The following is a 13,220-nucleotide window of genomic DNA, read 5'->3' on the forward strand; positions in this document are numbered from 1 at the left end:
AGTCTTTAGTATAGCGTTCATCAATTTAAAATAAACGACTTTGAGTGAACGCTTGTGACTATAGATAACCTTGCAGCAGGCTTAAACCAAAAACCTATATATTTATCAATAAAAAGCAAAAACTCAGCACAGAGGCTGAGTTTAAGATAGAGATTAAAAATTATACAGTATTAGTCAACTATGCAAGATCACGAACCTTTGGTTCACGCTCCCATAAGCGCGATTTAGCATTTTCGATGAAAGCATCCAAATCAGCAAGTGGCGTGACAAAACTGTCTTTTTCTACTGGTAGCTTACTTAAGATGAATTCTTCAGTCGCCCCGCAATACGCAATCGCTTTACAATGGACATAAGCATCAGTAAACCAATCTAAGGTTGAGCTGTCTTTGGCCAGCTTTTTGGCTTGATCTGGCATGATGATACTTACTATTGCATCAAAGAATACCGAGGGTGCGCCTGCTACACGCTCATCTGCTTGTATACGTGTACCGTCATCTAATTCGACCTCTTTACTCGGTGCAACGATTTTTACCATACCGCCTTGAGCATTAATGGCGTCTTCAAACTTCTTGATTTCGCTATGTTTTGAACCCTTAGCAACTAAGATACCAACCAAACGTCCCTTTAAAGATTTGGGCGTACGGCCAATCGTCTGCAACGGCTCAGAAGTTGCCATATCCTGTACGGGCGCTGCAGCATCAGCAGGTTCTGGCAGTTCCATACCCAATGCAGTTGCTACGCGATTTGCTAAGTCTTCATCGATATGTAGCAAATGCCCAAGCATACGGGTACGTACATGAGGGGTATCTACTTTACCAAGCTCAAATGCGTAAGCAGTCGCAATATGCGCTTGCTCGGCTGGTGTTTGACTACGATAGAACATACGCGGCTGACTATAGTGGTCTGCAAAACTTTCTGCACGAATGCGTCCTTTAACGCCATCATCTAGCTTTTCATGGAACGACTCAAAGCCCTTTTTGACGCTTTCACGTGGACGATCTAAATCCAAACTTTGTGGCTCGTAAAGTACGCGGGTCTTCGGCACTTGCATTTGCATATGTCCATCTTGCTGGTTATTGGCAAATGGGCATTTTGGCGCATTGATTGGAATTTGAGCAAAGTTTGGTGAACCCAGACGCTTAAGCTGCGTATCTAAATAGCTAAACAGACGTCCCTGTAATAAGGGATCGTTACTGAAATCGATACCAGGTGGCAAGTGCGATGGACAAAATGCTACTTGCTCTGTTTCAGCAAAGAAATTATCTGGGTTGCGATTTAAGACCATTTTACCGATGATTTTGACGGGTACCATCTCTTCTGGAATCAGTTTCGTCGCATCTAGATGGTCAAATGGAAACTCATTGGCTTCTTCTTCAGTAAATAACTGAACACCAAACTCCCACTCAAAGTACTTGCCATTATCAATCGCTTCATACATATCACGGCGATTGTAATCAGGGTCAGCGCCAGAAATTTTAACTGCTTCATCCCAAATAAGTGACTGCACACCTGCTACTGGCTTCCAATGAAAACGTACAAAGGTACTCTTACCATCTTTATCTAAAAGACGATAGCTATGAATGCCAAAGCCTTCCATCATGCTAAAGCTGCGCGGTAAGGCACGATCACTCATCAACCAAATAAGATTATGCATAGTTTCAGGGCTTAATGAAACAAAATCCCAAAAAGTGTCATGTGCAGAAGCGGCTTGCGGGAAGCCGCGATCTGGTTCTGGTTTTACTGCATGTATTAAATCTGGAAACTTGATAGCATCTTGAATAAAGAAGATTGGCATATTGTTACCAACAATATCCCAGTTACCTTCTTCGGTATAGATTTTTACTGAAAAACCACGGACATCACGCGGCGTATCTTTTGAACCCTTGTTACCAGCAACAGTTGAGAAACGAGTAAATAAAGGTGTCTGCTTACCAGTTTCTGTCAAGATCTTTGCTGTCGTAAATTCTTCTAACGACTCTGTCAACTCAAAGTAGCCATGAGCAGCACTACCACGAGCATGGACGATACGTTCAGGAATGCGTTCATGATCAAAATGGTTGATCTTCTCACGCATGACGAAATCTTCTAACAAAGTAGGACCACGTGGGCCAGCTTTTAACGAATTTTGATTATCAGAAATAGCAACGCCTTGTTGCGTTGTCAAAACTTTACCATCCTCGTCTGCACGTTGATGGGTTTCACCGCCATTTCCACGTGCTGGGTTCATATCTTTTGCGGGGTCAGTATGATCGATATTCTTCTTCATAATATATCCTAGCTAATAAATAGGCCTTTTAGGACCATGAGTAAAGTGCCCACACAGTTTTTATATCCTTGGAGATAATGATGACTTCATATGTCGTTCAGTTGTCTGTGTTGATAGCACTACCAATTATTGTTAAAACGAAAGTAAATAATAAGTTTCCAAACTATCTTACCCAAAAAATAAGTTGCTTATATGGTGAACCTTGTTGATATTTAGTTAAATTTTATACATTTAAACTAGAAAGACCTTTATTTTTTTAGCTTACGTCTCTTAAAAAACGATTCTTGTAATGTAGATCTTCTTTAAGGTATTATTTTATAAAGTAATAAACGCCGATGATAAATAACTGGACGCCATAGTTAGCCACCTATTTATCTCTCTTTTATTAAATTATGAGGCTATCTACTATGTCACCGTTACTAACGTCATTAACCACATCTAACTCTTCTTATAAGAGCCTTTATCGCTCATTAATGCTGGGAACTTCATTAGGTTTAATTGCTCTCACTTTTAGCCAAACAGCTGCAGCTATTACCTCTACAGACATTACCTATAAAGTCGACGATCAGCCTTATCAAGGCTATTACGCCAAAGCTGACCAGCCCAATGCGCCTTTTATCTTATTGATTCATGACTGGGATGGATTAACGGACTACGAGCGTAAACGTGCTGATATGCTGGCCGGAAAAGGTTACAACGTGTTGGCCGCCGATATTTTTGGCACAGGTATTCGCCCCACTGAATTGGAAGACAAAAAACGTTTGACCACGGCGCTATACGACGATCGCAGTAAAATGCGCCGTATTCTAGCGGCCGCTTTAAACACTGGACAGGCTCAAGGTAATAATGTCCGCGAAGGCGTGACGATGGGTTACTGTTTTGGTGGTACCGTTGCTTTAGAGCTTGCACGATCAGGATTCCCGCAAAAAGCGTTTGTACCCTTTCACGGTGGACTCGAAATTCCAAAAGGTCAAAATTATGATAAAACGAGTGGCGAGATTTTAGTTTTTCATGGTACAGCTGACAAAGCGGTTCCGTTAGAAGACTTCACTACTTTGGGTAAAACTTTAAAAGCAAGCAAAGTACCTCATGAGATGATTACGTATAGCGGCGCAGTTCATGCCTTTACTGATTTTAATAACCCTGATAGATACGATGCTCGCGCAGATGAGCGCTCTTGGCAGCGTTATTTGGATTTTTTAGCTGAAGAATATCAATAGCGTTAAGCTATATTATCAGTTAGATTATAAGAGCAGCACGGTTTTGCTGGGTATATTCCCTATTTTTCATTAATAAGGATAGCTATGTTGTTAGATAATGAGGTATTGCGTGCGCGCACTAGACTATTAGGATCGTTTTTGGGTGAGGCCATTTCTCGTCAATCTGGGCAGCAGACGTTAGATACCATTGAGACCTTACGCCAAGGTTTTATTCAAGAGCGCCGCGAGCATAATGAAGGACAAAAGCAACAACTTATCGAGCTTATCGCTTCACTAGACAATCAAACACTAAAAAACGTCATTCGCGCGTTTTCTATTTACTTTTTTTTGGCAAACTTAACCGAAGAAAACTTTTTGCGAGAACAGCGCCGCACGATGCGTGCAGAGTCGAACCAAAGCTGGGAAGGCTCCTTTCGTCGCACTTTATCAGAGTGCCGCGAGCGTCAGATTGAACCTGCACAAATCAAAGAGCTGATTGATCAATTAAAATTTATGCCTGTTTTTACCGCGCATCCTACCGAAGCGCGCCGCCGTACGACGATGAATATTTTGCAAACGTTATATGAGCACACGGATGCCATGAGCACTTACCCTGAGGGCAGCCTTGCCTTTGAGCAGGCCAAACAAAAAACGGCCGAAACCATTGATCTACTATGGTCGTCAGATGAAGTCCGTACTCGCAAGCCTTTGGTCTATGACGAAATCAATAATGGCTTGCATTATTTTAACGCCAGTCTTTTTACCGCTATTCCTAAAGTCTATCGCAATATCAAAGACGCGATCGTAGAGATTTATCCAGAGCTTAGTGACTATGCGCTGCCCGCTTTTGTCAATTTTGGCTCTTGGATTGGTGGCGACAGAGACGGCAACCCCTTTGTCACTCATGAAACCACGGTAATGGCAGTGTTGATGCATGCCAATACTGTGCTGCGCCATTATCAAGTATTGATCCGAAAGCTGCGCCGTGAGCTGATCCATAGCGATAGCATTGTTACCATCGCGCCCGAGATTTATGAGCGAATTAAAGACTATAGCGAGCTGGAGCAACAGGTCTTTTGTTACAACCCTGATGATTACAACCATGAGCCATACCGTAGATTGTTGTCGCTTATCCTCGCTAAAATAAAAGCCACTAACCAGCATATCCAAAGCCAAGGCACAGACGAGAATGCAGCACAAAATGCTTATCTGTCACCGACTGCGCTATTGGATGATTTACGTCTTATCCGTACAAGCGTCAACACACATGATAGTGCACATGCCGAAGGGCTGCTACTAGATACCATCCGCTTGGTCAAAACCTGCGGCTTTCATCTGGCCGCGCTCGATATTCGCCAAGACTCAGGCTATCATGGCGAGGTCATTGCCGATATTTTTGCCAATGCCTCCAACTTGCCCGATTATAAAACGCTAAGCGAAGCAGAGCGCCAAGAGTGGCTAACCCGCCTACTACAAAAACCAGGCACGCCGCTGATTTATACCGATAATTTAAGCGAGCAAACCCGTGAGCAGCTGGCATTGATGCAATCAGTGGCCAAACTGCGCAAACTGGTCGGCGACGATACCTTTGGCAGCTATGTCATCTCCATGACCAATAACGCCAGTCAGCTGCTAGAAGTACTGCTGCTGATGCGTTTTGCTGGTTTATCTGGTATCGATGACGACGGACACTTATTTGCCGCCTTGCCGGTAGCGCCATTGTTTGAGACCATCGAAGACCTCAAAAACATCGATAAAATCATGCCAACGGTACTGGACAACCCCCTATATCGCGAGCTGCTTGAGCACTCAGGCAATATTCAAGAGATTATGCTGGGCTACTCAGATTCTTCAAAAGATGGCGGCATTATTACCTCGGCTTGGCAGTTGTATAGCGCCCAGCAAACCATCACTCGTATTGCCAACCATTACGGCATCAGCACCCGTCTGTTCCATGGCCGTGGCGGCTCTGTCAGTCGCGGCGGCGGCTCAACCCATCAGGCTATCGCCGCTCAGCCTGCTGGTACGTTAAACGGACAAATCAAGTTTACCGAGCAAGGCGAAGTGCTCTATGCCAAGTACGCCAATCCAGATACGGCGGTATTTGAGCTGACCATGGGTATCACAGGCGCACTAAAAGCCAGCTCGTCACGTTTTGTAGAGCAGCCCGCCCAGCTTGATAGCTATGAAGCACTGTTTACGGATCTGGCCGATGCAGGCGAGCAGCAATATCGAGCACTGACAGATAATACAGAAGGGTTTTACCAGTTTTACTCCGAAGCCACGCCCGTACAAGAGATTTCTTTACTAAATATCGGCTCACGCCCTGCCCACCGCAAAAAAGGTCTACCAAGCAAATCAACGATTCGGGCGATACCTTGGGTATTTGGCTGGTCGTTGGCACGCTTTACTCTGCCAGCGTGGTATGGGGTCGGCACTGCTTTAGACAGTGTCAAACAAAATGAAGACTTAATGAAAGAGATGCATAAGAACTGGCCATTTTTTAGTGTTTTTATCAGCAATATTGAAATGGCTTTTACCAAATCGGAGATGAATATCGCCCATGCTTATAGTCAGCTGTGTAAAGACGAACACTTACGCACACAAGTCATGCAGGCCGTCGAGCAAGAGCACGAACTGACCCACTCTGGTCTGAACTCCCTACTTGAACAAACCTCATTATTGTCCACACAGCAAGAGCTGGCGTCCTCTTTACAATGGCGTAATGCTTACTTAGACCCGATCAACTATATTCAGATCGAGCTACTAAAGCGTATGCGACAATCTAATAATAATAATGCCGAAAATACTGACAAACTGGCCGTAGAAGATCCGCTAATTCGCAGTATCAACGCCCTAGCAGCAGGACTACGTAATACTGGTTAGAACTTGATACTGATATTAAGACGCAAATAACCGCTGACTTAGTTAGCGGTTACTTTTTGAAAAACTAAAATTTGATTGTTCGCTGGCATTTGATATTGAGTTATTAATGTTAAATGGTGAGTGTTGGCTAAAGCGATGATATCTTCTTTATGCCGGATACCGCTACCAGCATCACGCTGGCGCAAACTGCTATCAAACTGCTGGTTACTCGCACTGGTATAGCGTCCGTTTTCATTAAATGGCCCGTAAACAATCAGCTTGCCGTCTAACGGTAATGCTTCTCCGACCAACTCAAACAACCTCTCAACCAAAGGCCAAGCGATAATATGTAACGTGTTAGCGGTAAATACAGCGTCATAAGGTTCGTCAGTATTAGTTTTTGGAATAGAATCTGTTAACAAATTAAAAGCCAACGGTGCATACAGGTTTGATGCGGGATAGGCATTATGCCAAGCTTGTATCACCTGATGATTATCAATTACATCGCTGGTTTGCCATTGTAGGTGTGGCAATCTTGGTGCAAAGTAAACACTATGCTGACCGGTACCTGAGCCGACTTCTAAGACATGAGTATGCTCTTGTAGCTCTTTTTGCAGTACATCTAAGATAGGTGCTTTATTGTTTTCACACGCTTGCGAAAATGGCATTCCGTCTGGAGAAATGGATTGCGTATTATCTGAATTATTATTAAACACTACGGCCATCCTTATAATGCTGTTTTAATAAAGCACTGATATCAATAATGGATATAGGCAACAACAACCTACCACATTGACCTAATAGATACCCGCCTCTACACCCGCGGCCAATGTCATTGCCAGCTCTTCTACTTGCTCGCTAAACGTCTCTTGCCAATCGCCTTGTAAAATAAGTGCTTCTTGAATCCATTCCCAACGTAGCCCCGTCGTAATCGTTTGTAGCGCACGTTTGGTCCCTGTGCCATCTTGTCCTGCCCGAATATATAAAGCGAATGGCATCCCTTGCTTTTTTTCGAGCACCGGATAGTAGCAGCGATCAAAAAAATCTTTGGTCAAACCTGCCATATAAGCCAAGTTCTCTGTCGTCCCTAATAATAATGCATCAGCAGCCAATACATCTTCAGGCTGCGTATCTTGGGGCGACTTTAGAATGACATTGATATCTATATCAGGATGATTAGCACCGTCATAAGCCGCTTGTGCGAGCTTTACGGTATTCGGTGATGGCGCATGCGCGACAATAAGTAAGGTTTTGGTAGCCATATTAATCACCTTTATAACGGTTAATAGTCATTTTTTGAATAATATCACAACAGATAATTTTGGGGAAAAGACACTCAATAGCATTGTTATGGAATACTTTTTGCATACTATCGATCCAAGGTTGCTCAAGTTGTTATGCCTGTTAGTGATAGTGGTTATATAGAATGATCTCATTACACTATTTTACATAGGTATAAGACTTATGCAAATGGACACAGTTTCAAAAACTCGATTACTACAATTTTTCAGTTGTTACAGGTTTTATAGAAATAAAGCTAGTCTATACTCACAATCGCGATACCAAAGTTAAAATTAAACGTTAACTTCTCAACATATGTAAAACGAAACCATATTGTAGTCCTACAAATTTAAGTAATTGAGCCAATTTGAGTTAAACAAACGGAGTATTTATGAGTATTAGCCAGAATCGATCTGCTAATGATAATTTATTAAATTTGAATACAGTTTCAGAAGGTAAAATGGTTAGAAGCGACGGTATCGTTGTTAATAATCGTGGTTGTGATATATCTGACTTTATTAAAGTAGAGCCAAATGCTAAATATAACATCTCTAGCGAACAACCTAGAGGTCGTGACACATTTATTTATATTGCCTATTACGATAGCAACAGAGATTTTATCAAACGGGTATCCGCAAGAGACAGATATTCTAAAAGCATCACTGTTACTGCCCCTACAGATGCTCATTATGCGCGCCTCAATATGAATGGTGGCCGTGCCTACCACCACAATCGTATGTTTGTAAAGGATGGCGAAGTACTGCCTCCTCAAAATTTTGAGGGCGTATACCCTGACCCTAATCAAGACACCATCTATTATAAGGGTAATTATAGTACACCCGAAGAAGCCCTTGAAGATGCAGCTAAGCGCGGAGGGGCGAACATTATATTTCCAGATGGTAGGTATGAGGTAGCGTTGAAGCCTAGAGTACCTAATATTCGGCTGTTCGGTACGGGTGAAACCTACTTTTATGCTAAATCTAGATCGGCAGTGCTTGAAGTTCGTGAAAAAGGAAATGGCTTTCAAGCGACCGGCATCCATTTTAGAGGTCAAACTATAAAGCATGCTGACACTAACAGCCCATTGGCCACCTCTATCTATTGCATGTGGATATGGGGCAAAGATTGTAAGTTTAGCAACTTTACCTCTGAAGGAGCGATATACGACAGCTTATATATACGTGGCAACGGGGAAATGAACTTTGAAGCCAGTGATTTTAAAATAGGTCCATCTAACAGAAACTGTCTTACTATCGCATCAGGCTTTGGTATAACGCTTAAAAATGGCGTCGTTCGGTTTAAAAAAGATGTATATGTCTATTCTACAAACCCCAGCCGAAATGACTCTTCACCAACCTATGGCGGTTTATACCTTGCTGATATTGAACCACCTACCTCTTCTCTTCAATGGGGCAATGTATTATATGAAGACATTGAGTTTATCAATGCTAGCAACTCGTCTGGAGGTCGTCAGATCATAATACAAGATAACAATCGTAATAATCGCAATTACTTTGATATTACTATCCGTAACTGTCTTATGATCAAAGAAGGTAATCACGATGGACATGCCCCATACATCAGGCTGACATCAAAATCTAAACAGAAAGCATTTAGAGGCATTACTGTTGAAGGTGGTACATATAATAACCGCGTTATTATGACATCAAAGTATGAAAAGTTACTTGAGGACTGTACGTTTCAGAATATTAAACTAGATAATACGATATCTTTTAGCTGGCTAATTACTCTTGGCGAAGATTGTATTGCCAGAAATATTAATACTAAAACTAATACTAAAGTTGCAAGCTTTAAAGTTGATCCTTCGACCAATGTCGTTGTTCAAAATGTCACAGGTAATAAAAATTATAGTTAATAATATTTTTATTAGTAGTAACGCAGTTCAATGGTCTAGTACCCAATAAAGTAATAAAGATTATAGGAAAGTTATTGTGAATGAGTTATCAAGAAGAGCCTTTTTACAGCGTTTAAGTTATTTAGCAGGTGCTGGTGTTGTTGCACCTATGGCTATGGGCTTATCAGCTAACAAAGCGAGAGCAGCAACAGCAGGCTCAGACTATAAAGCCTTGGTCTGTGTCCTATTAGACGGAGGTAATGATCAAGCCAATACTTTGATTCCTATCGACACATCCAGCTATGCAACTTATCATAAGATACGTCAAGACATTGCATTAGATCGATCAAATGTACTACCTTTAATACCTACAACTCAGCTAGCTAGCGGTCTAAAATGGGGTTTTAACCCTAATCTTAAGCGTCTAAATAGCTTGTTTCACTTAAAAAAACTGGCAGTTTTACAAAACGTAGGATCTTTAGTGCAACCTACCTCAATGGATCAGTATAAGAATCGATCAGTAGCGTTACCCAGAGGCTTATTTGCTCACTATAATCAAAAACAAAACTGGCAAAGCACCGCGTCGGATTCTTTTAGAGAAGGCTGGGGTGGAAGAATTGGTGATGCAATCATAAAACAAAACTCCCATGGAACGTTTTCTTGTATCAGTACCGATGATGATAATGTATTTCTAACAGGCGAAAAGACCAACCCATTGACAGTTACCTCTGATGGTCTCAAAATTACTGGAGGTATTGAAGAAGGGTCATCAGTATCTGGTACGACGACCTTTTCAGAAGCACTAAGTAGTTTATTTACTTCGTCCGATGACAGTACAGTTGCAAACTCCACCAATGAATCAATGATGTTATCTGCCATCCAAGACGCAAAAACTATTTCAACTGAATTTTCAGCCGAAAATACATTAGCGCAACAGTTAAAAACAGTAGCATCACTTATCAAAGCACGAGATAAGCTGGGTGCCAAACGTCAAATATTCTTTGTGAAACTTAAAGGGTTCGACACACATAATGATCTACTTGGGCGACATGATACGTTGATGCGTCTACTTGATGATGCATTAGGAAGTTTTTATGAAGCTACTGAAGAGTTAGGCGTTTCTCAAAATGTTACCACTTTCACGATGTCAGAGTTCGGTCGAACTTTGAATAGCTATGGTAACGGATCAGAGCACGGCTGGGGAAGTCACCATTTCATTATGGGCGGCGCTGTAAAAGGTAGAGATTTTTATGGTCAAGCTCCAGAGATAGGTCTAAATACAGCCATTGATGTCGGTGAAGGTGCGTGGTTACCTACGACATCTATCGATCAGTATTCAGCGACTTTGGCTAAATGGTTTGGTGTCTCAGATAATAATCTAACCATGGTAGCGCCGAATTTGCATAAATTTAATAATCAAGATTTAGGCTTTATGTCTAGCTGATTAGTTTTTAAAAAAGCATTTTATGAAAGGTGTTTGAACGTTATAACAGCAATAAAGCTTGCCAGAATTCAATTTTGGCAAGCTTTATCGTTTTAGGTTCGTTATATTACCTTTATAATAAACAGTAGTAGTGCATACCGCCCTCTGCAGCCTATTTGCAGATTATGTTATTCTACGCAAAGTAAACTCTCCTAGTTTTAGCAGAAATTTTAGCTACTTCTAATCAAACAATTAACCTAGAACCCCATATTTCAAATAGGCATCAAACATGTTTATAAAAGAACGTTTTTTCTATTTATCCTTTTTTACTACCATGCTTATGTTCTGTAGTAGTGCGCAAGCTAAAACTCCTGAAGATGAGATCAAAGTAAAAGTATTTATCGCCGCGATGTTTGAAATTGGTGAAAATAGTGGAGATAAAGCCGGCGAATTTCAGCATTGGTATAATCAATATTTCGCAGATAGTAAGCCCATAAAAGTAAAAGGTGCTCACAGCCCAGTCTACTGTAACTCTGAGGGTGTTTGTGGGTCAGTATTAGGCATGGGTAAAGTAGGATCTTCAGCATCTGTGCAAGCAATAACACTCTCTCCTAAATTTGACTTTACAAAGAGTTATTTCATTCTAAGTGGCGTCGCAGGCACACCACCTAATAAAGGTACTATAGGAGATGTCAGCTGGGCATCTTGGCTGGTGGACTATGACTTAGGTCACCGCTGGAAAGCAGAAGAAGGTGAAAAAGGCGCGCCTACTTTTACACCGCGCAAAGGCTATGAGGATATTCGTCGCTATCAACTCAACCCTGAATTACTTAAATGGAATCTACATTTGAGTGAGTCAGTTTCTTTAAAAGATTCAAAAGAAGCCAATGACTATCGAATGAGATACCCAAATGCTGAGGCAAGACGTAGTCCAGCTATAACGGTAGGAACTCATATGACAGGAGATACGTTTTTTCATGGTCCAGGCTTGTCAAAACAAGCTCAATATATCACTGAGCTGTATAACGCAGATGATTACGTGATCACTGAAATGGAAGCCGCTGCCATAGCGCAAGTACTAGATAGAACTGTAGGGACTAAGCGGATAATGAGCTTACGTGGTGCGGTGAACTTTGATCAAGGTCATCCAAATGAGACTACCCTTCAACACCTAGATCCGGCTCCAGGAGAAACCGCTGGTGGCTTTTCAGAAACAGTGGAAAATATAGTATTGGTAGGATCAGAAACTGTCGATCATATCGTTGATAACTGGGATGTTTGGGAAGACGGTGTACCAAAACTTGAGCAAAAATAAGAACCAAGATTCAGGATTTATATCTAGCTGATTCATTTCCAAAAAAGCACTTCATGAACGTTGTTTGAACGTTATAACAGTAGTAAAGCTTGCCAGAATTCGGTTTTGGCAAGCTTTATCATTTTAGGTTCGTTGCATTACCCCTATACAATTAAACCTAAAATTATTTGAAAAAGTGAAAGATAATTAACTAAAATAGGCTGACGGCAAAGCTTATTTCACACACCACAAGCTGCCTTGGTAATATAATGATCATATTCACTTTACTGACTCTCTTCAATAGTAGCTACAACATCAGTCACTGTATCGACGGCTTTGACACCAAATTAGTACCGAGATATACACGATTAACATCATCGAAAATCACTTGTGCTAGTTTCTAGAATTAATATTCTTTAGAATCAATAGTCACCTTTTGCATGATATCAGGATGGATACTTTTCGCAACCGGGCACATGAGCGCGGTGTTATAGAATATCTTTTGTGTTTTTTCATCAAGCTGTTGATTAAAGGTAATAGCAACATGAACTTCACTGACTCGTCTGGGGTCAGCTGCCATAACTTTGGTCACTTCAGCCGTAGTGCCTGCAATATCAATTTCCATATCTTGCGCTTTGATACCAATAATCGTCAACATACAACTGGCTAAGCTGGTCGCTAGCAAATCAGTCGGTGAAAATGCTTCGCCCTTACCCTGATTATCAGTCGGAGCATCAGTAATGATTTCATTGTTTGATTGCAAATGTATGGCAGTAGTACGTAGGTCGCCTTGGTAGGTTACTTTTGATGTTGTCATACTCTATCCTTTCTAAGGAAGTTAACTTAAATATAGAAATAGTGTAATAGAATGCAGCAGCAATGACCAGTAGCTATTCCTTAAAGCCCTACCCAATCCCAGACAAAAAAAAGCCCCCTCTGCTTATGCAAAGGGGGCTTTTAGAATAGAGAGCTGACGATGACCTACTCTCACATGGCCGGAGCCACACTACCATTGGCGCGATGATGTTTCACTTCTG

At 41.6% G+C, this 13,220-nt stretch carries 9 protein-coding genes; 5 read left to right on the forward strand and 4 right to left on the reverse strand.

All coding sequences use genetic code 11. From position 1 onward, the window contains the following. Positions 1-178 precede the first annotated feature (178 nt). On the reverse strand, positions 179-2,266 hold the full coding sequence (locus ACS8FC_RS08175; RefSeq protein ID WP_439261270.1) for a catalase: 2,088 nt from the start codon (positions 2,264-2,266) through the stop codon (positions 179-181). Between the two features lie 407 nt (positions 2,267-2,673). Between ACS8FC_RS08175 and ACS8FC_RS08180 the strand changes: the two genes are divergently transcribed. Next, positions 2,674-3,486: a dienelactone hydrolase family protein gene (locus tag ACS8FC_RS08180; RefSeq protein WP_439296430.1), complete on the forward strand. Its 813-nt coding sequence runs from the start codon at positions 2,674-2,676 to the stop codon at positions 3,484-3,486. Between the two features lie 84 nt (positions 3,487-3,570). Continuing rightward, entirely contained in the window at positions 3,571-6,351 is a 2,781-nt protein-coding gene (gene ppc, locus ACS8FC_RS08185; RefSeq protein ID WP_439296431.1) for a phosphoenolpyruvate carboxylase, read from the forward strand. Positions 6,352-6,389: 38 nt separating this feature from the next. Here ppc and ACS8FC_RS08190 read toward each other — a convergent pair whose 3' ends face one another. Together ACS8FC_RS08190 and ACS8FC_RS08195 are read right to left on the reverse strand one after the other, a co-directional pair. Further along, positions 6,390-7,046 carry a DUF938 domain-containing protein gene (locus ACS8FC_RS08190; RefSeq protein WP_439261275.1) on the reverse strand — a complete coding sequence of 219 codons (657 nt, stop codon included), beginning with the start codon at positions 7,044-7,046 and terminating at the stop codon, positions 6,390-6,392. Positions 7,047-7,127: 81 nt separating this feature from the next. Beyond that, positions 7,128-7,592: a flavodoxin family protein gene (locus tag ACS8FC_RS08195; RefSeq protein ID WP_439261276.1), complete on the reverse strand. Its 465-nt coding sequence runs from the start codon at positions 7,590-7,592 to the stop codon at positions 7,128-7,130. Positions 7,593-8,002: 410 nt separating this feature from the next. Here ACS8FC_RS08195 and ACS8FC_RS08200 point away from each other — a divergent pair, with 410 nt between their 5' ends. The 3 genes from ACS8FC_RS08200 to ACS8FC_RS08210 all read left to right on the forward strand — a co-directional run bounded on the left by ACS8FC_RS08200 (position 8,003) and on the right by ACS8FC_RS08210 (position 12,204). Further along, positions 8,003-9,487: a hypothetical protein gene (locus tag ACS8FC_RS08200; RefSeq protein WP_439296432.1), complete on the forward strand. Its 1,485-nt coding sequence runs from the start codon at positions 8,003-8,005 to the stop codon at positions 9,485-9,487. A 76-nt stretch (positions 9,488-9,563) separates the two neighbouring features. Next, a complete protein-coding gene (locus tag ACS8FC_RS08205; protein WP_439296433.1) occupies positions 9,564-10,910 on the forward strand; it encodes a DUF1501 domain-containing protein in 1,347 nt (448 codons plus the stop codon). 319 nt (positions 10,911-11,229) lie between these two features. After that, the gene (locus ACS8FC_RS08210; protein ID WP_439261281.1) at positions 11,230-12,204 is read left to right on the forward strand and encodes a purine-nucleoside phosphorylase; all 975 of its coding nucleotides are present in this window, start codon (positions 11,230-11,232) and stop codon (positions 12,202-12,204) included. Between the two features lie 385 nt (positions 12,205-12,589). On the opposite strand, the gene ACS8FC_RS08215 is transcribed toward ACS8FC_RS08210, so the two are convergent. Further along, positions 12,590-13,000: an OsmC family protein gene (locus ACS8FC_RS08215; RefSeq protein ID WP_439261282.1), complete on the reverse strand. Its 411-nt coding sequence runs from the start codon at positions 12,998-13,000 to the stop codon at positions 12,590-12,592. Between the last annotated feature and the right edge of the window lie 220 nt (positions 13,001-13,220).

The organism is Psychrobacter sp. 1Y4, from assembly GCF_051847555.1.

Bases quoted from the DNA above. Each gene is read 5' to 3' on its own strand.
- ACS8FC_RS08215 (WP_439261282.1), bottom strand. From the start codon at position 13,000: ATGACAACATCAAAAGTAACCTACCAAGGCGACCTACGTACTACTGCC.
- ACS8FC_RS08195 (WP_439261276.1), bottom strand. From the start codon at position 7,592: ATGGCTACCAAAACCTTACTTATTGTCGCGCATGCGCCATCACCGAAT.
- ACS8FC_RS08200 (WP_439296432.1), top strand. From the start codon at position 8,003: ATGAGTATTAGCCAGAATCGATCTGCTAATGATAATTTATTAAATTTG.
- ACS8FC_RS08180 (WP_439296430.1), top strand. From the start codon at position 2,674: ATGTCACCGTTACTAACGTCATTAACCACATCTAACTCTTCTTATAAG.
- ACS8FC_RS08210 (WP_439261281.1), top strand. From the start codon at position 11,230: ATGTTCTGTAGTAGTGCGCAAGCTAAAACTCCTGAAGATGAGATCAAA.
- ACS8FC_RS08175 (WP_439261270.1), bottom strand. From the start codon at position 2,266: ATGAAGAAGAATATCGATCATACTGACCCCGCAAAAGATATGAACCCA.
- ppc (WP_439296431.1), top strand. From the start codon at position 3,571: ATGTTGTTAGATAATGAGGTATTGCGTGCGCGCACTAGACTATTAGGA.